This is a genomic window from Natronotalea proteinilytica, from assembly GCF_055379935.1.
This window is the reverse complement of sequence record NZ_AP043947.1, coordinates 595,701-614,331: the sequence shown is the minus strand read 5'-3', so window position 1 is coordinate 614,331 and position 18,631 is coordinate 595,701. Positions and strand designations below refer to the sequence as shown.

Annotated in this window: 17 protein-coding genes, 1 tRNA gene and 1 riboswitch; of the genes, 4 read left to right on the top strand and 14 right to left on the bottom strand. The window is 55.4% G+C overall.

What is annotated here, in order from left to right:
- Nucleotides 1–4 precede the first annotated feature (4 nt).
- The 12 genes from ACZ5AL_RS02725 to ACZ5AL_RS02670 all read right to left on the bottom strand — a co-directional run bounded on the left by ACZ5AL_RS02725 (nt 5) and on the right by ACZ5AL_RS02670 (nt 11,396).
- Nucleotides 5–1,249: an ATP-dependent DNA helicase gene (locus ACZ5AL_RS02725; RefSeq protein WP_464512014.1), complete on the bottom strand. Its 1,245-nt coding sequence runs from the start codon at nt 1,247–1,249 to the stop codon at nt 5–7.
- Between the two features lie 20 nt (nt 1,250–1,269).
- Nucleotides 1,270–2,754: an NAD(P)H-binding protein gene (locus ACZ5AL_RS02720; RefSeq protein WP_464512012.1), complete on the bottom strand. Its 1,485-nt coding sequence runs from the start codon at nt 2,752–2,754 to the stop codon at nt 1,270–1,272.
- 66 nt (nt 2,755–2,820) lie between these two features.
- Nucleotides 2,821–2,913, bottom strand: a tRNA-Ser gene (locus tag ACZ5AL_RS02715).
- A gap of 102 nt (nt 2,914–3,015) precedes the next feature.
- Entirely contained in the window at nt 3,016–3,933 is a 918-nt protein-coding gene (atpG, locus tag ACZ5AL_RS02710) for an ATP synthase F1 subunit gamma (protein WP_464512011.1), read from the bottom strand.
- Between the two features lie 61 nt (nt 3,934–3,994).
- Complete coding sequence (atpA, locus tag ACZ5AL_RS02705; protein ID WP_464512009.1) at nt 3,995–5,629, bottom strand: F0F1 ATP synthase subunit alpha; 1,635 nt, start codon at nt 5,627–5,629, stop codon at nt 3,995–3,997.
- A 60-nt stretch (nt 5,630–5,689) separates the two neighbouring features.
- Nucleotides 5,690–6,247 carry an ATP synthase F1 subunit delta gene (gene atpH / locus ACZ5AL_RS02700; protein ID WP_464512008.1) on the bottom strand — a complete coding sequence of 186 codons (558 nt, stop codon included), beginning with the start codon at nt 6,245–6,247 and terminating at the stop codon, nt 5,690–5,692.
- 111 nt (nt 6,248–6,358) lie between these two features.
- Nucleotides 6,359–6,868, bottom strand: a complete 510-nt coding sequence (gene atpF, locus ACZ5AL_RS02695; RefSeq protein WP_464512007.1) for a F0F1 ATP synthase subunit B — start codon at nt 6,866–6,868, stop codon at nt 6,359–6,361.
- Between the two features lie 177 nt (nt 6,869–7,045).
- The gene (gene atpE / locus ACZ5AL_RS02690; RefSeq protein ID WP_464512005.1) at nt 7,046–7,276 is read right to left on the bottom strand and encodes an ATP synthase F0 subunit C; all 231 of its coding nucleotides are present in this window, start codon (nt 7,274–7,276) and stop codon (nt 7,046–7,048) included.
- A gap of 127 nt (nt 7,277–7,403) precedes the next feature.
- On the bottom strand, nt 7,404–8,636 hold the full coding sequence (gene atpB, locus ACZ5AL_RS02685) for a F0F1 ATP synthase subunit A (protein WP_464512004.1): 1,233 nt from the start codon (nt 8,634–8,636) through the stop codon (nt 7,404–7,406).
- A gap of 693 nt (nt 8,637–9,329) precedes the next feature.
- Entirely contained in the window at nt 9,330–9,596 is a 267-nt protein-coding gene (locus tag ACZ5AL_RS02680) for an AtpZ/AtpI family protein (protein WP_464512003.1), read from the bottom strand.
- Between the two features lie 347 nt (nt 9,597–9,943).
- Complete coding sequence (locus ACZ5AL_RS02675; RefSeq protein ID WP_464512001.1) at nt 9,944–10,438, bottom strand: bactofilin family protein; 495 nt, start codon at nt 10,436–10,438, stop codon at nt 9,944–9,946.
- 64 nt (nt 10,439–10,502) lie between these two features.
- A complete protein-coding gene (locus ACZ5AL_RS02670) occupies nt 10,503–11,396 on the bottom strand; it encodes a M23 family metallopeptidase (protein ID WP_464512000.1) in 894 nt (297 codons plus the stop codon).
- A gap of 180 nt (nt 11,397–11,576) precedes the next feature.
- On the opposite strand from ACZ5AL_RS02670, the gene rpsT reads away from it, so the two are divergent.
- The 4 genes from rpsT to queG all read left to right on the top strand — a co-directional run bounded on the left by rpsT (nt 11,577) and on the right by queG (nt 16,126).
- Nucleotides 11,577–11,828, top strand: coding sequence for a 30S ribosomal protein S20 (rpsT, locus tag ACZ5AL_RS02665; protein ID WP_464511999.1), 252 nt, complete (start codon nt 11,577–11,579; stop codon nt 11,826–11,828).
- A gap of 589 nt (nt 11,829–12,417) precedes the next feature.
- A complete protein-coding gene (locus ACZ5AL_RS02660) occupies nt 12,418–13,923 on the top strand; it encodes a PKD domain-containing protein (protein WP_464511997.1) in 1,506 nt (501 codons plus the stop codon).
- Between the two features lie 335 nt (nt 13,924–14,258).
- Nucleotides 14,259–15,149, top strand: a complete 891-nt coding sequence (locus ACZ5AL_RS02655) for a PKD domain-containing protein (protein ID WP_464511996.1) — start codon at nt 14,259–14,261, stop codon at nt 15,147–15,149.
- Nucleotides 15,150–15,154: 5 nt separating this feature from the next.
- Nucleotides 15,155–16,126: a tRNA epoxyqueuosine(34) reductase QueG gene (queG, locus tag ACZ5AL_RS02650; protein WP_464511995.1), complete on the top strand. Its 972-nt coding sequence runs from the start codon at nt 15,155–15,157 to the stop codon at nt 16,124–16,126.
- 8 nt (nt 16,127–16,134) lie between these two features.
- Here the strand turns inward: queG and ACZ5AL_RS02645 are convergent, their stop codons facing one another.
- Nucleotides 16,135–16,908: a 3-oxoacyl-ACP reductase gene (locus tag ACZ5AL_RS02645; RefSeq protein WP_464511993.1), complete on the bottom strand. Its 774-nt coding sequence runs from the start codon at nt 16,906–16,908 to the stop codon at nt 16,135–16,137.
- A gap of 62 nt (nt 16,909–16,970) precedes the next feature.
- A riboswitch (TPP riboswitch) is annotated at nt 16,971–17,077 on the bottom strand.
- Nucleotides 17,078–17,187: 110 nt separating this feature from the next.
- Nucleotides 17,188–18,525 (bottom strand): MFS transporter, encoded by a 1,338-nt coding sequence (locus tag ACZ5AL_RS02640; RefSeq protein WP_464511992.1) that lies wholly within the window; start codon nt 18,523–18,525, stop codon nt 17,188–17,190.
- Between the last annotated feature and the right edge of the window lie 106 nt (nt 18,526–18,631).

Below are 18,631 nucleotides of genomic sequence, written 5' to 3'. Positions count from 1 at the left end.
CGACTCACACCAGCATAGCTAACCGCCGGGAGGGACGCGTGACGGCCACATAGAGAAGGGCCTGCTGCTCCGGCCCCCGACATGCCTGCAAATCCCGATAGTCTACAAACACAGTGTCGAAGGTTGAGCCCTGCGCCTTGTGCACAGTAGAAGCGTACGCATAATCCACATTGGCAAACTGTTCGCGCAAGCTGTAGTAGCGATCCCACGCATCCTCTTCTTTCGCCTTCTTGCGACGGCGACGGAGCGTATCGTCGTAGCGTTCTTGTTCTTCTTCATGCAGCACGGTAAGCGATCGTCGCATCCCATCGTACGCACCGCGCACCTTTAGCTCCCATACCTTCCATGTGCTCATGTCATCGCCCTCCATGCGCGTTTCGGTGATGCCCTCGATGCGCACCTCCTCGCTGTTTTTGATCATAGGGCGCTGATCATGAAACCACGTTTCGCGTGCCACAATCCACTCTCCCACCTCGTACCGGGGCGCTTCTTCTCCAAAGCGAGCAGCCCGGATGCGCTGGTTGTACGCCTGCACTGTTTTGTTGCGATACGCGAGCACCCGGGCATGTTCTGGATTCGACCGAAAGGTGTCATCGGTGAAGGCGCGCACTAAGCTATCGAAAAACCCGTCGTCGTTGTGCGTAATGGCAACACCTTCGCCGCCTTCGTAGCGGCTGCGAAAGCCATGCCAGTTGTTGTTGCGCACTTTCGTGGCCAGATCAAGCACCGGATTGCCCTTCGCCTGGCGGTGCACCGTGTCGAGCGTAGGGCCAGGCACTGCAAGAGCGGGCGACTCCTCTTCGTTGACCGGAGGCAGCTGAGCGGGATCGCCCACAAACAGCCACTGTACGCGATCGGGGGTGGCCTGGATGTACTGCCACTCATCACGTCCAATCATCGACGCCTCGTCAACGACGACCACGCCCGCTTCCATCTCGCGCTCTTTGTCGTCGGGTACGAGCATGTAGTCGCCTTTGCCATCGGGGCGGAGACGAAGCCCCAGGTACGAGTGCACCGTTTGTGTCGGCACCGCCACGGTAAGATGATTCCGCAGCACCTGAACCGCCTTGTGTGTGGGCGCACACACATGCACCACGCATTCCTCCTGATCGAGTTGCTCGACCAGTTTACTCACCAGCACCGTCTTGCCTGTGCCTGCGTAGCCGCGAAGTCCGGTAAATCGCTCGCCCTGCGCCAGGCGCTCATAGACAGCGTCGTACGCAGCTTGTTGATCATCGGTCAGCGTCATGGACGTAAGAAACGAACGTACTAGGAAGGAGAATGAAGACGAGGCGAGGCGGCGTTGGATTGCTGACGGCGCTTGGCGATGTACTGCAAGTGCCGTCCAAATCCATTCATAACCAACAAATGGGCAATGGCCTGCGTGGCGTTGTACACCGCCCAGGGCAGCATAGGCGAAAAGTCGTGAATCGCTGCCAGTACATACTGCCTGTCCGCGGTCACCCGAAACTCCAGCCGTCCGGCATCCGCTGTTTCCGGAGCGAGGTTAGCTAGCAAGCCGCCCGTTACGTAAAACAGCTGACGCCCGTTGGGGCTCCGGTCAGGGGCGTAGCTCAGCTCAAGCAGCGGAATGCCCAGCGGCTGTAGCACAAACCGGCAGATCCGTCCTTGACGCACGGTGCACTGCAGAAACGGACCGCCAATACGCGGCAGCCAGCGCATGTATTGATTGGCCACATCGCGCGCCGTATACCCTGGCGGCAGCGGCAGACGCTGCACCGAACGCACAACGCTCCGATCTCGCATCACGGCCTGGTCTTCATGGCGCAACGCCGATCGCGGATTGGGCAACGGACGGCCCGCAGAATCGACCGACGCACGCAAGGCATCTTCAAAGGATTGCAGTCCCGGAGCGAGGGCGTCTTGTAAGGCATTCGGATGCGCAGCAGCCTCGTAGCGTAGGCTATCTATGAACGGGCTTACCAGCGCCCAGGGGGCTCCACTAAACAGCCACACCCATAACTTGGACAGCCGAGGCGACGTCACCGGCACGGTACCCATAGGCCGGTGCAATCCCAACACATGGGCTGTGCGCTTCAGCATCTGCCGGTACGACATCACATCGGGGCCGCCCAGATCGTAGGTTTTGTCGTAATGCGCAGGCGCTGCCAGCACATGCTTAATTCCCCGTACCACATCACGCAGAGCAATAGGTTGCGTGGTTGCGCTTGTCCAGGCGGGCAACACCATTACAGGCACCCGCCGCACCAGATTGACAAGCATGCTAAGCCATGTACCGCCCGGTCCTACAATAAGCCCGGCGCGGAGGGCGGTGAGCGATGGGTTGCAGGCAGCCAGCGTGTCTTCGATTTCTTGGCGGCTCTGCAACCGTAAGGGCATGGGCGCCTGTGGAGGAATGAGCCCCCCCAGCGTGATGATTTGTTTGACGCCTTGTGCCTCAGCAGCCCGAGCGACGTTATCAGCCAGCAGCACATCTAAGTCCGGCGCACGCGCCTGCGTGAGTCGTGCCGATGCGTTAAGCGAGTGAACGAGGTATACCACATAGTCGGCATCGCGGAGGGCATAACGCACCGCGTACGGATCGAAAAGATCGCAGTGGCGCCAGTGGACCCCTTCGGGCGCAGTGGCTGCCTGGGTTTGTGCTCGAACGGGAGACCGCGTAAGGGCAACAACGGTGTAGCGGCCCACAAGCGCCTTCTGTAACGCTGTACCAACGAATCCCGTAGCCCCTACTAGAGCAACCACCGGACGATCTGAAGAAGGGCCTCCCATGATCTATGTGCAGCGTAAAGACAAACAAAGAAAAGCCGACCCCGGAAACCCGAGACCGGCTTTTTGTGGCGGAGAGGGAGGGATTCGAACCCTCGAAACGGCTATAAACCGTTTACTCCCTTAGCAGGGGAGCGCCTTCAGCCACTCGGCCACCTCTCCGTAATCCATGATGGTGCATATAGCATCCTACCATACGAGCCGACCATCCCCGTTGGTTCCCGCTGAGGTCGTTGAACAATTGTTGGAGATGCCAAGCGTTGCCTATGATTCGAGCGCTTCGGCTCCGCTTGAGATGTCGAGGATCTCCATCGTAATGGCGTTTTGGCGTGCCCGGTTGTACTTCAGTTGCAACTCATCGCGCAGCTCCTCGGCATTGCTCGTAGCGTTATCCATGGCCACCATGCGCGCCCCTTGCTCGGCGGCATTTGACTCCAAAAGCGCGCGCCACACCTGATAATTCAGAAAGCGCGGTACAATCACCTCCATAATGGATGATGCGCTGGGCTCAAAGATATAGTCCACTTCAAGGCTACTGTTGCGCTCCGCAGGCGCCTCGTCTTCCGCCATCACTGGCGTGAGGAACTGATCTTTCGGAAGCGGAAGCAGCGGCTCCGCAATTCGATTCTGGCTGATCGTGTTTTTGAACTCGTTATAGACGAGTTGCACTTCGCCCCATATTTCGCGATCGAAGCCTTCAACCGCAGCATCGACTACGTCTTGTGCCAGCGTAAAGCTAAGCCCGTCGAACACGTTGCGGAAGTCGCCAACCAGTTGGTAGTTGCGACGTTCAAAGTGTTCATGTCCTTTGCGGCCCACACAAAGCAAGTACAATTCGCCGTTCGCCTGTTCGTCAGCGTACTGCTTTTCAATGACCGACTCGGCCTTCTTGATAATGTTGCTGTTGAACGCCCCGGCCAATCCACGGTCGGCGGTTACCACAACAAGCAGCACCCCGGTCGCGTCTTCGGGCGCATTAAACAATGGATGCGCTGTATCGTCAAGCTCATCGGTTAGGTGGTCGATCAACTCGCGCAGCTTGTACGAATACGGGCGGGCCGTAAAAATGCGCTCTTGCGCACGCCGCAGCTTGGCCGCAGCTACCATTTTCATGGCACGCGTTACCTGCTTTGTGTTTTCAATCGAGTCAATCCGATTGCGAATGTCGCGAAGGTTTGCCATAGGGCGTTCACAGGGTTAAGGGCAGACGGATACGAAGAACGGTGCATCAACACCGCGCATGTTACACCGCATCACCAAGCACGTCTTCCGTCTCGTCTTCCTCATCATCTACGATGTACGTAGCGGCTACGTCTTCGACGATCTCGCGGATGGTTTCAGCCGCCTCATCGCTTAGACGTCCCGACTCGCGAATGCTGTCGAGCACCTCGCTGTGTTGCACGCGCACGCGCTCAAGCAGGGTCTCCTCAAACGCTTTCACGTCTTCCACGGGCACCTCATCAATCAGGCCTTCAACCGCTGCGTAAATGATAACGACCTGCTCTTCGGCAGGTAGCGGCTCAAACTCGTTCTGCTTCAGGATCTCCACCATGCGCTCGCCGCGATTAAGCTGGCGCTGGGTGGAGGCGTCTAGATCCGAGCCAAACTTGGCAAAAGCCTCCAGCTCACGATACTGCGACAGGTCGATGCGTAGTGTACCGGCCACGCTCTTCATCGCCTTGATCTGCGCGCTACCGCCCACACGACTCACCGACGTTCCCACGTCAATGGCCGGACGCACGCCCGAGTTGAAGAGGTCGGTTTCGAGGTAAATCTGGCCATCCGTAATCGAAATGACGTTCGTCGGGATGTAAGCAGATACGTCACCAGCCTGTGTTTCGATGACTGGCAGAGCCGTAAGCGACCCGCCGCCCTCGACCTGGTCTTTGAGCCCCTCGGGAAGGTTATTCATGTCGGAGGCCACTTTATCGTTGTCGATGATCTTGGCGCCTCGCTCCAGAAGGCGGCTGTGGAGGTAGAACACATCGCCGGGGTAGGCTTCGCGCCCGGGTGGACGGCGCAGCAACAGCGAGAGTTCGCGGTAGGCTACCGCTTGCTTTGAAAGATCGTCGTAGGCGACCAGCGCGTGGCGCCCGGTGTCGCGGAAAAACTCACCGATGCAGGCGCCTGCAAACGGGGCAATGTACTGCAGTGGCGTAGGCATCGACGCCGAAGCGTTTACGATGACGGTGTACTCCATGGCATCGTTACGCTCCAGCGCACGCTGCACCTGAGCTACCGTCGAGTCTTTTTGCCCAACAGCTACATAGATGCAGTAGACCGGCTTATCGGTATCGTGCGTCTGTTGCTGGTTGATGATGGTATCCACAATCACCGCCGTTTTACCGGTCTGGCGATCTCCAATCACCAACTCTCGCTGTCCCCGTCCAATCGGCACCATCGAGTCGATGGCCTTCAGGCCGGTTTGCAGCGGCTCGGAGACGGGTTCGCGGTAAATGACACCGGGCGCCTTCCGTTCGAGCGGCATGTCGATGCGGTCGCCCTCAATGGGCCCTCCACCGTCGAGCGGACGGCCAAGCGGGTCGATCACACGACCCAGCACATTTTCATTGACGGCTACCGACGCAATGCGGCCGGTCCGGCGTGCTTCGTCACCTTCTCTGACGGCATTGGCCTCTCCAAAAAGGACAACGCCAACGCTGTCTTCTTCAAGGTTCAAGACCATGCCTTGCACGCCCGAGTGGGGAAACGTGACCAGCTCCCCAGCTTGAACGTTGGAAAGGCCGTATAGCGTGGCAATGCCGTCTCCGGCTTGAAGCACCGTGCCAACCTCATAGACGTCGGCATCGGCTTCAAAGCCACCCAGTTCACGCTTTAGGACAGACGTGACTTCGTCTGGTCGAATGGCGGTAGACATAGCGGGTTGGTGTTAGCGGATAAGTACGTGGAAAAGGGGGCACGAGAGGACCATCAGGTGTTAAGCAGCCGCCGTGCGCGACTGTGTCCGGAAGCGATCGCGCAGCGCCTCCAGCTTATGATGTACACTGCCATCGTACACGCGGTCGCCGATGCGGATGACCGCACCGCCCAGCAGCGATTCATCGCGTGTCGTATGGAGTTCGACCGTGGCTTCGGTCAGCGATTCAAGCGCTTGAACCAGGGCCGTGCGTTCGGCATCGTCCAATGCATGTGCCGTGCGCACCTGAACAGGCACAATGCCTTCTTGCTCGCGACGGATGGTTTGGTATGCCTCTACAATCTGCTCAATCAGCGTGGCGCGTCGTTTCGACGTTAGCAGTTGAACGAACTTCAGCGTGAGCGCATCTACCTGGCCATCGAGCAGCGCACGGGCAACACGGCTTTTCTGATCCGCAGAGAGGACCGGGCTCTTAAAGAACCGAGCCAATTCGTCGTTCTCAGCAAGGGTGTCGCGAAGCATCGCGATGTCCGCATCAATGGTTTCGACGCGGCCGGTATCGTGGGCTTCATCCACGAGCGCCGAGGCATATCGAGTTGCAACCGTGCGTTGACTCATAGCATCAAAGTAAGGCTGGGCGATGAAGAGGCCGGCTTCGCACAGGTTCGTGTCGCGTGGCAGAGGCTCTGCCGGACAAGAACGCACTGTGCGAAGGGACGGCTTGGGCGCTTAGTTTTTAGGGAGCTCGTCGATAAAGTCATCTACAAGCTGACGATGCCGGTCGGCATCGAGATCTGCTTGGATGACTTTCCGCGACACATCGATGACCAGATCGGCCACCTCGTCGCGCAGGTCGTCGAGCGCGCCCTGTTTTTCGCGTTGGATTTCGGCCTGTGCTTGCTCACGCATGCGCTGAATTTTCTCGCGTGTCTCTTCGAGCTCCTCTTCGCGCAAACGCTCGGCTGATTCGCGAGCTTCGCGGATGATGCGCTGGGCTTCACGCTCGGCTTCGCGGCGCTGTCTCTGATTTTCAGCCTGCATCTCTTTTGCTTGTTGGAGGGCCTTTTCGGCACGCTCCATCGAACTTTCGATGCGCGTTTCGCGCTCTTCTAACGCCTCCGTGATGGGTCCCCATCCGAAGCGGTACATGATAAACAGAAAGATAGCAAACGCAAGCGCTTTCCAGAAGAAGAGGCCTGCAGAGGGCTCAATCAGGCTTTGGGCAAGGTAGAACGCCATAGCACTCAGAAAAGGAACGAAGCATGAAGAAGGAGACACGAGGGTCCCGCGCGGCACCCGAAAAGCCTCTTAGGTGCACCCTAACAGGATGCACGGCGGGGCTACGGTGCCGCGTGGGTAGCGCGTACTGCTGCGTAGAAAGACACAAGGGCCTTCCTGTTGAAGGCAAACTGAGCCCTACGCGAGGAAAATAAGCAGCAGGCAGATAACAAGACCGAAGAGCGCCACACCCTCGATGAGGGCAGCGGAAACAATCATCAGACCGCGGATGTCGCCAGCAGCTTCTGGCTGACGGGCAGCGCCATCCATCGCAGAGTCAGCAAGACGGCCAATCCCGTAGGCGGCACCAATTGTAGCAAGACCGGCTCCAAAACCGGCGGCGAGGTAAGCAAGAGCAGCAGCTTCCATGATAATGTGTAGCGTTGTCGTGAATCAAAAAGCGAAACGTCATGCAACGAGTACGTGGGTAGGTGGGGGCATGACAACCCCACAAAGTGGTGTAACAGTTCGGCGCGTCCGCCGCAACATACAACGGTTAGGCTGCAGGGGTGGCGGCTACCGAGTCAGGACCTACCGTGTCGGCCTCATGCTCTGATGAGGCATGTGCCTCACCGTGGTCGTCATGCTCTTCAACAGCCATGCCGATAAAGAGCGCCGACAAGATGGTAAATACGTATGCCTGAATAAAGGCAATTAAGAACTTCAGCAGCAAGATGAAGACCGTGAATCCTGTACTAATGATGCCCGATCCCCAAGCTGCAGCAGCCCCTTCGAACAGAGCGTTCATGATAAACACGACTCCGATGAGGCTGAAGATGATCAGAGCGCCCCCCATCATATTCGCAAACAAACGAATAGCCAATGCAATGTGGCGCGTAAACAGACCGGCAATCTCAATGGGAACCAGAATCATCCGAATCGGCAACGGAGCGTCTGATGGACCTAAGAATAGGTGTTTCCAGTGGTGACTTGTAGCGTGCACCTGGCCAATGATGAATGTGGAAAGGGCCAAAACGCCTGTTACCGCGATATTTCCGGTAGCCGACCCTGAGAAGGGGACTAGCCCTAAAATATTGGCGGCCAGAATAAAGAAGAAGGCGCTAAGTAGGAAGGGAAGAAAGGTTTTGTAGCGCGGCCCGACATTGGGCTTTGCAATCTCATCGCGAATAAACACTACAAGCACCTCCATCATGTTTTGAAAGATGCCCCGAGGCGCCTCTTCGCGCCCAGCTCCACGCTTGTACTTACCCGCGAGCATGGCAAATATGACAAACACCACAGCCATGGCGGCAAGCGAGAACATAAAGTGTCGCGTAATGGATAAGTCGGCTGCAATGGTGCCCTGGTTAGGTGCAGGCACCACAGCTCCGTAAAAGTGGTCTTTGCTTGCAAACGCGTCGTTCAGGTCGCTTTCAGAAGTGATGCGCCGCTCCTCATCACCATCGGTCATCAGCAAGTCATACCGGTCTGACTGCAGCAACCGTTTTGTAGAAAGTGCAGCATCGAGCCCAAGCCCTCCTTCAGCATCGCGCACCAACAAAAGTCGGGGGAGCTCGATAACTCCAATCGGCTCAAAATCAAGATAGAAGCCGTCGGCTGCGTGGCCGATAATGGCACGATCTACAACATAATCGAGGGTTACACCACCTTCGTTTTCTGCATCCGTATGGGCTGCAGCAGGCAATGCCCAAAAGACCGAACACGCAAATAGCAGAGCAACGCCAAGCAGAAAAGCGGTGCGAAATGGGAAACGGACGTATCGATCCACCAAAACGATTGCGGTTAGGAGAAAAAAGTTAGGAGGAAGATTTATCCCCGAGGGTGTTCCATATTGTGGCCACCTCCGAGATAATGCTAACAATCAGCACGGCAATTACAGTAGCGGATACAGCTACTTTATGCACAGGGGCCAACCCTAATATGAGTGCAAGGCCACCTAGCACAACAACGGCTCGCAACAAAATACCATGCACCGTTGCGAGCAGCGAAACGGACACTTCCGTGGCGCGGAGTGCATACACATGTGTTACAGCGCGCACGAGGCTACTCACTCCAGCAAGGAGCAGGCCCAGCAACACCCCAACCCACCAACTCGATATCATGCGCACTTACAACCAGTAGGCCGTTTCATATCCATCCGGGATAACGCAATGCAACTAAAGCACAATGGGTAGTTGAACGCCACCACAGAACGTAAAACAAGAGGCAGTGTAGGACCTGTGAATCGCAGTGAATAATAAATGAAAGCCCTTTTATTGGGGCTTACATCTACGGTTTTCATCCCTCCTGAAAGGGATTCATACGTTCTCATTGCTAAAAGCAGAGGTATGTTGCCGTACGACTTCTCCAGACTACACCTGCCCGACAGAGTGTTTACACCCTATCCTTTTTCAGTATCCCCTATTTGCGAGGTTTTGATGCGGAAAAGGTGGAAAGAATTGCATGATATGCTCTGAAGGCTTCACGGAGCGGTATGGTATAGATTGATAAGGATACGTACGGCTCCAGCCAGCCCCAATGCACTTCCAATCAATACGCCCCATGGCAAGACGTCAAATGATAGATCCACAGCCCAACCAATGAGCGGAGGGACGACTACAGCCCCCATAAGTCGCCACCCTAAGTCCAGATACGGAGCCATATCACGCAGGGCGCTCAGCCATGGGTTGCCTTTCGAAGGCTCTTTGCCAGAAGAGGACTCCTCCGTTTGAGTAGGTTCGTCAGGCATTGTTTTGTACGGGTGATGATACAGCCGTATCACATGTCAACCTTGAGGGACACGGGCGAATGCTTTTCCCGGTTACCATAAAAGGGCCCAGATCTGGGGGAGCAATCCGGATACCTCCAACTGCTACTGAACGGCCCCGGATGAATGGTGCCGTTCGGAGTTGGGACCGCAAGGAAGGGGGGTATGACCAGGCGTAGCGCTGGAGACGGCTCTTCCCGGCGACCGAGCCGCGTGGTGCTCTGCTTGCAATGACACACTTGGAAGAACGCTGTAAGGGGTCACGAAATCGCGCGGATTACTGAAAGCCGTCCCCGAAGGTTGACGCATGAAAATACGCCTCCCTTTTCTCACTTTGCTGATTTGGAACGACTGGCCTGCTCTTCTTTTTTCGACGGTTTACCCGCACCCGTCTTCCCTTCTTTTTTAGCCGTGTCCTTGGTTATTGCTTTATTGGCATCATGCTCGTCCATAATGCACTGCCCTGTAAACACAGCTCCCTCCTCAACAACCAACCGTTTGGTATGAATCGTCCCATCAATACGAGCGGCACTCTTGAGGATAAGGCGCTCGGCGACATGCACCTCCCCCTTCACCTCACCTGCAATGTCTGCATTTGTGGCAATCACTTCGCCTTCGACGTGTCCACTTTCGGCCACAATAGCACGGCCGTTCACCTCCAAGGTACCTACAATGCGCCCGCTGGCCCGCACATCGCTTTGTGCACGCAGCGTGCCCTCAAAGGTCGTGCCTTCGCCTACAAGATTGATCTGATCAGACATTGTACGTTTACTGTTTTTCTTTTTTTGTTGTGTTGTGTCTTTTGAGGATCCAAAAATACCCATACTACATGGTTAGTCGGCTTATTCGAGGGATATCTTCGCGCAAAAAGGAATGTCCTGAGCACAGTCACCATTCAGGAATGAAGGAGCGTGGATCTTGAGCCAGGCCATGATGCCAAATCTCAAAGTGAAGGTGGGGTCCTGTAGTGAGTTCACCGGAATCGCCGCTGGTAGCAATAATTTCCTGTGCACGAACCCGATCACCCACTTGCTTTACAAGCTGCTTGTTATGCTTATAAATTGAAAGGTAACCGCCAGCATGTTGGACCGCAACGGTGTACCCGCCTTCCTGGGTCCAATCTGCAAAAACTACGTACCCGTCTCCTACGGTACGTACTGATGTACCTTCTTGAACAGCAATATCTAGCGCATAATGACGTGCGCGTGGATCGAACCCTCGTGTAGGGTACCCTGACTCCACAGGCGCGACCATAGGCATCGGTAGAGCAGGAAGTACATCCTCCTCAGCCAACGCTGGGCGAACATGTGTAGAAGAGGTGGTACTAGATGCTTGTATAGGAAGTGCAGGTTGACGGTGGTCGCTTGCACTTCCGGTACCAGGACTCATATCGTACGACTGCGGAGTTGGCGAAGGGGCCGAACTTGGAATATCTGGATCTGCACCGTCGATATCTCCTGTTAGCAACTGCTGGAGCTGCTCTATGTACTGACGCTGCGCCTCTAAAGAATCTTGCATGGCAGCCACACGAACAGCATTAAGCTGGGCCTCTTCTTGCAACGAGGGGGACGTATACCCAGGAATTAGTTGCCGGACGGGTGTGAATGCAATGACGCAAATGGTTAGTGCTACCACAAAGACCAAAGACCCTCCCCATGCTACAAGCAAATGTTGCGGGACGATACGGTGCTGCCGTGGCGCCTCTATCTCGGCATCTTCGACCAAGACAACCGTGTATGTGGTTCGTAGGTCACGAAACAGATCTGCTAAAAAAGCCCACATAAAACAGCTTAGTCAATAGTTTGAGTGACAACGAACAGGGAAGGCAGTTGCAATAATTTGCACAAGACTGGAAACATCATTACCATCATACCGGTGCAGCATCGCTGCAGTTGTCCCACTTTGTAGTTGGTGGTTTGCTGCAACCCAATCCTTAACCACTATTGATGAACCTCTTTTGCTATGCCTCAGAACCCGTCTGCTCAAAAACGACTTCGACAAGACCAAAAGAAGCGTGTGCGAAACCGCGCAAAGAAGCGGAAGGTTCGCAGCCTGATTCAAAAAATCAAATCTACCGAAGATAAGGAGGCAGCACGCGACCTGCTTCCAAAGGTGAAGTCAGGCCTTGACCGCCTTGTTTCTAAGAATCTTATACACAAAAACAAAGCCGCGAACAAGAAAAGCAAGCTGGAAAAGTATGTGAACAGCTTGTAGATTTCAACCAAACCTGCAAGGCTTTTCCCACTGTACGTTTCTTCTGGACACAAAACCAATCCGTATGTTGGGTAACAAAATGTCTGTGATCGGTAAAAAATGACGCATGTTTGTAAAATCTGATGCATAAGTTGTAACGCTCTGCATTCGACTTTGATTTTACGATACATCTTCATACATTAGGCATTGCGTTCCCTTGCTCCTTAGCGCCTGAATCCAAATACTTAAGGGGTGCAAGCATTCACTCTTTACCGATTAACTGCTTGCGTGTATGTTGTAATTTGTACAGAACAGCCTTGTAAAACGGGTTTGCCTTGAAGGACTGTCTGTTTCAGAGTTACGTTTCTGGATCAGCAGTTTCGCTTCGACGCATACGCGAAGTCAACGAAAAGTTTTTTGCTTCCGGGCATTTGCCGGAAACGATTGTCCTACATGTTGCTATAGCTTCAGGCTTGTGTACATGAAGGGCGTCGTTGAATATGATGTCTTCACTCCATACGTTCTGTAGCACTCCCCGCTCCCAAAAAAGTAGCGGGATCGGCGCTGACTTAACCCTTGTCCAAACCTGCCTCTTAACGTCTTTAGAGCTATGACCAGAACAATTACCTCATTACTCTTATCTTTCGCCTTGCTGTTTGCCTTTACGGTAGACACGTCCGACGCGCAAACCAAGCGCGCCGGTGACACCTTTTACTTCAAAGCAGGAGTTGGTATAGCCGACTATGCCGGTGAAGCAAGTCCAACCTCCGGCTTTGGCGACCTCTTCGATAGCGAGAAGTTTGACGAAGATGGATTCCCCTTTGCCTTCAACGGAGAGCTTGGGTACCAATTCAACCCCAACTTTGCTCTCGGACTTGGCTACCAGTACGGTAATTATGCCTTTGCCGCTGGGCAAGCCCGTCCCGGCATTGATAGCGAAGGCATTAGCACCGTCTCACTCGTCACTCGTCTAACGATGGGGGCTAAGAGTTGGACGATCGCCCCGTACATGGACCTCGGAGGAAATGTGTCCTTTGGCGGGCAAGATACGGCATTTGGGCCTACTGCTGCTGGTGGATTTGACATTGTTGTCAGCAACCACCTTTCGCTCTACTTGGAAGCCCGTACCCATCTAACTTCGGCTAACGAAGACGTTGATGGATTCGATACAAGCACAGGAACTATTGGAGGTTCGTTTGATGCCTTGAGCATGATTCCTGGCTTGGGAATTAAGTACAACTTCCGTGCGGCCACCACAGCCCCAACTATCTTTGCCATCGATGTGCCTGCCGAACTCGACACGGGTGAAACCGGCACTTTCTCGGCCACCGTTAACGAAGACGAGGTTACACGCCCCGTCTCTTACCAGTGGGACTTTGGTGATGGCAACACAGGCTCTGGCCTGATGACCAACCACTCGTACAACCAGAGTGGCACCTACGAGGTCACCTTCACCGCGAGCAACGAAGCAGGTGAAGTCTCCGAAACCGCAACCGTAGAGGTTACGGACCCGCCGGAGCCGGCCCGCATCGCTACCATCAACGCCGACCCAAGCCCCTCAGTTGAAGGGCAAGAAGTAACCTTCACGAGCAACGTACGTGGCGACTCACCAATTTCTTACGAGTGGGACTTTGGCGATGGCAATACGGGTGAAGGCGAAACGGTAACTCACACCTACGATGAGGTGGGCGATTACACGGTCACACTCAACGTCTCGAATGAGTTTGGCGACGACTCTAGCACCCTCACGCATACTGTGGATCCGGATCTGCCTGAGATCTGCCAGACCATCACCGAGATGAACCCGGCCTTCTTCGGCGTCAACTCCAGCACGTTGACAGACGAAGCACGTAGCGCCCTCGAAGAGAATGCTGAAATTCTCGCCGAGTGCTCGAACATCACAGCGCGTGTTGAAGGCTTTGCTGCTCCGGGCGAGCGGAATCCGGATGAACTCTCCGCCGACCGTGCACAGGCTGTTGCCGACTTCTACATCGAAGCTGGCGTACCTGAAGATCGGATCAATGCCCAAGGACGTGGTGTCCTCGATGACGATACCACAACGAAGAAAGCGGGCACCGAGCAGCAGCGTCGTGTGGATACCATCCCACAGCGCTAAACCGCTGCCCAACATAACACCGGATGCCTAATCAGCATCCGCACCATTCTGCGGGCTTGCTCTCTTCACGAGGGCAAGCCCGTTTTTTTGTGCTATCACACGTCTCTACGTATCAAAACCTACTCTCCTCTTTTTTTCCATACCATCGCATCCTTATGTTAAAGAGAGTGTGCGGTCGTAATCTCAAACGAAAGCGCTCTTCGCAATAGCCAACAATGACCATGAAGAACGACCTCATTCTAGACCACTCTTGACTTTAACTTTTCGAGCCCGATGTTATGCTGCCTTTTACTTGCATGTGGTCCTATTTGAACTCATTCGGATGCCGACTTTTCATGCTCCTCATGATTGGAGGCGGCATCGCTGGGTGTGGCAGTACTCCACCTTCGGTGATGCTTGAAGATGCCCCTGAAGAATTGACTGTCGGGGAGCTTGGTATCTTTGAGTTTAGCTATAATCGAGATGCTACCGAACCCGTCACGGTGACCTGGGATCTAGGAGACGGCACAACGTACTCAAGCGTGCTCACAACCCACCGCTTCCAAGAACCAGGCGAGTACACCGTCACGTTTGAAGCCCGCAATGACGCAGGCACCGCACGCGACGCATTGCGCGTCTACGTATCCGCTGCAAATCCACTGCGTATTGCAGAAGTCGCTCCCCGTCCACTTCCAGTTGCTCCCGGTGAATCCATCACCTTTGACAACACCGTCGAAGGCCCTTCTTCCATTCAGTATCAATGGGACTTTGGAGATGGAAACACCTCTGAAAAACGCATCCCCACCCATATCTATACTGCCGAAGGCACTTACGAGGTCATACTCACAGTACACGATGATACAAGCAGCGACACGTACACAACCTCTGTCTCGGTTTATCACGATGAGCCGGCTATGTGTGCTGATATTGTGGATCTGAACCCGGCTTTTTTTGAGCCCAACTCTAGCACGCTTGCCGACGAGGCCCGCGACGTGTTAAGTGAAAACGCCCGTCTTCTCATCGAATGTCCGCGACTCACAGTGCGTCTAACCGGTCAACCTACAGCCACCGAACAAGAAAGCGTTGCTCTCCTTCAAGGTCGTCTACAAGCCGTTGCCGATTTCTACGCAGCGGATGGCGTTGACACTCATCGCATTGAGCAGGATCCTCAATCGCAGCCTGACCAAGACGCGCGTAAAGGAGATGCCGACCTTCGTCGCATCGACACAATTCCTATCCAACCCTAACCGTCATGTCCCGCTTTGGACGCCACGACCAACGCCGCACGGCACGGGCTTTGAAAAAAGAAGCCGCTCGCTTAGGCTTTGATGCATGCGGCATTTCAACTGCTGAACCACTGGATGAGGAAGCAGCCCGTTTGGAGCAGTGGCTCCTTGAAGGTCGCCATGGCACCATGCACTGGATGGAACGTCACTTCGACAAGCGTATCGACCCTACCCGGCTCGTGCCCGGATCAGAAAGCGTGATCTCAGTGCTGCACAATTACTATCAGCCAGAAACCCAGCATGATGAATCCGCCACCACCGGAAAAATTAGCCGCTACGCATGGGGCGACGATTACCACGAGGTGCTCAAAGAACGCCTCTATCTGCTTTTGCACTGGCTCGAAACCAATGTCGGCCAGTCGGTGCACGGACGCGCGTTTGTGGATTCGGCGCCCGTACTCGACAAAGCATGGGCTGCACGTAGTGGACTCGGATGGCAAGGAAAGCACTCCAATCTGCTGACTCGGGAGATGGGGTCGTTCTTCTTCATCGGCGAAATCATTGTGGATGTGCCACTGCCTGCCGATAATCCGGTCGAGGACTTCTGCGGTTCGTGCACCCGCTGCGTAGACGCCTGCCCGACCGACGCTATTTACCAACCATACGCCGTCGATGCCACACGCTGTATCTCCTATCTGACCATTGAGCACGGTGGAGACGATTTGCCCAAAGCGCTCTCCGGCGATATGCAAAACTGGATTTTTGGCTGCGACATTTGCCAGGATGTATGTCCGTGGAATAAGTTTAAGCAGCCCACCACAGAGCCCCGCTACCAGCCGCGCGACGGGATGTCGGACACCGACTTACGCGACTGGGTGGAGCTTGAATTGGAAGAGTTTCGCGAGCGCTTTTCTGGCAGTCCCGTTACGCGTGCTACGTACGAAGGCTTCCAGCGAAACGTCCGCGCTGCCCTCGACAACGTAACTACTGACGCCTAAGGCAACGGCTACTGCATCACCAGCCCGCCGTCTACGATCAGGTTTTGCCCCGTTACCGCACGGGCCCACGGCGACGCAAAAAAGAGCACCGCATCGGCCATCTCTCTGGGCGTAGTGACAGCGCGCAACGGCGTCGAGTTGCGGATGAGATCGAACACTTCGTCGGAGGTGGCGTCACTGGCATCTGTGCGGTCAAGTAATCCACCCGACACCATGTTGACTGTAATCCCGTCGGGGCCAAGCTCTTGTGCCATGTTGCGCACAAAACCAAGTAGTGCCGCTTTGCCCGTTGTGTAGTCGTGATACGGCACAACCGGATTCTGCACGAGGTTTGATCCGATGGCCACGAAGCGCCCAAATCCAGCGGCTTTCATTGCCGGACGACAGGCCTGCACAAGATGGAGTGCTGCCTGCACGCTCCCTTCGAGTTGGGCCTGATAGTCGTTCCACGACACGGCATCGGCGGTGGCACGCGCCTCGGCATCAAACTGAAAGTCGATCAGGGCATTGCTGATGGCGGTGGTTACGGGTGCACCGAAGTGATCGGCAGCGGCATGGACCATGGATTGCACGGCCTGGCCATCGCGCACATCAGCCTGGTAGGGCAAGGCACGGTCGCCAATCGAAGCGGCCACCTCATGGGCCGCCTCTTTGCTCTGGTGGTAGTTCACAACGACGCGGCTGCCCTCCCGAGCAAAGGCCTGCGCAAGGGCAGCACCGAGTCCGCGACTGGCACCGGTGATAAGAACAACTTGGTTGGATAGCGAAACCGTATCAGACATAACAATCAGAGGGTAGCTAGGCAAGAAATGCGAAGCCAGCAGCACCCAAACACATCCGTACTGGGACCAGCAGAAAGCTTTCCTTCGCCGGCATCATCCGGATCAGGTTCGAAGGGTGTATCTCTCAGCCCCATGCACGTTTTGTGCTGCGGCACCCCTAGCTTCGCTATTGAAAACAAAATTGGGGGATGCAACCACCCGTTCTTTCAAACGACGGATAGATGCATCCCCTAATACGATAGTTAACGTAGTGCGTAGCACCCCCAACCGCAACCCTTTCTACATCTCTTTGCGGGCCGAGGCCGCTCTGTCAGTCCGCTGCTCTGAAGCATCATCACGACGCTCACGAGGGGCCACAACCAGAAGCCAAACCAACCCGGAAAGAACTTGCAATCCAGCAAAGACCAGTACTGCACCGCGCAGGTCGAGCCAGCCGATTTCTAGCAGCAAGCTGGCAAGCGCAATCGAAAGGGTTTCGGCAATCATAACGAGCAGCCACTCCGTCGCAAAGACCCGTCCCCGATATGCGTCCTCGGTTCGCTTTTGTAGCAGAACAGTAGCTAGCACCCAGTTGGCTCCGCTGGATGCATGTGCAGCAACAACTAGTGCAATGACCGTGGCGAGGACGACTCCCTCAGGCGCCCAAGGCACCCACCCTACGACCGCGTAGGCGACGCCACTGACCGCAATGCAACTGCCCAGCACCAGCGGCCATGTAGACTGATCCGTAAACACACCACGGGCAATAATCGGCCCGATGCCGGTGCCAATGCCGCGTGCCATAAACAAGACCCCGATACCAGCTGCAATGGCTCCCGGAGACACCTGCTCGCCAATAAGAGTGAGCATATACACCAGGGCCCCCCCAGCTACCGCCCAGGTTGCTTTTGCTGTGGCGATGCGTGCAACACGCGGATGGGCCCGCATGTGGGTCCAGCCATCCCAGATCTTATACGCAGCTGTGCGAATCAGCGGATCCGTATCTTTTTCTGTATTCTGCGGAATTGTTGTCCGGTAGATAAACCAGGCCGACCACAGATACGTGATGCTATCGATAATAAAGACCGCCTCTACCCCGGCCCATTCCACCACAAACCCACCAAGCGCAGCACCCACCGCCAGCATAGTAGACCACGTAGCCGAGGAGAGCGCATTGGCCGTGAGCAACTCGCGCGGCGCCGTGATATTAGGGATGGAGGCGCTCTTTGCGGGCACATAGACCGACCCAACCACGACTTGCGCAGCAATGAGCACGTAGATGAGCGGAACGTGCGCGGCCTCCTGCACAAACAAAAACCCCAGGACAATCACGGCCCGTGTTAGATCAGCCCCGATCATGAGGCGACGTCGATTGTAGCGGTCTACAATCAGTCCAGCGATAGGCGCCGCCAGCGCCCATGGAAGCATCTTCGCAATAAAGATAACCCCGATGGCCAGCGGTGAACCGGTGAGGGTAGAAACGAGCGTGTACAGCGCAATCAGGTTAAACCAATCGCCCAAGAGCGAGAGGCTGCTGCCGAACCAGAGACGGCGGTAGTTGCTGTTGGTACGCAGCAGTTCCAGATAGCCAGCGCGGCCTTCAACGTCGATGTCATGCTTTCGGGGTGATATAGCCATAGGCTGTGTAACATGAGCGAAGTATCCCCCAGGTTTCTGAAGAAGCAACGCACCGCCATTCCTCGCAGTAATGTTGCGTTCCGCCCTGAATGCAACTGGGCCCAAC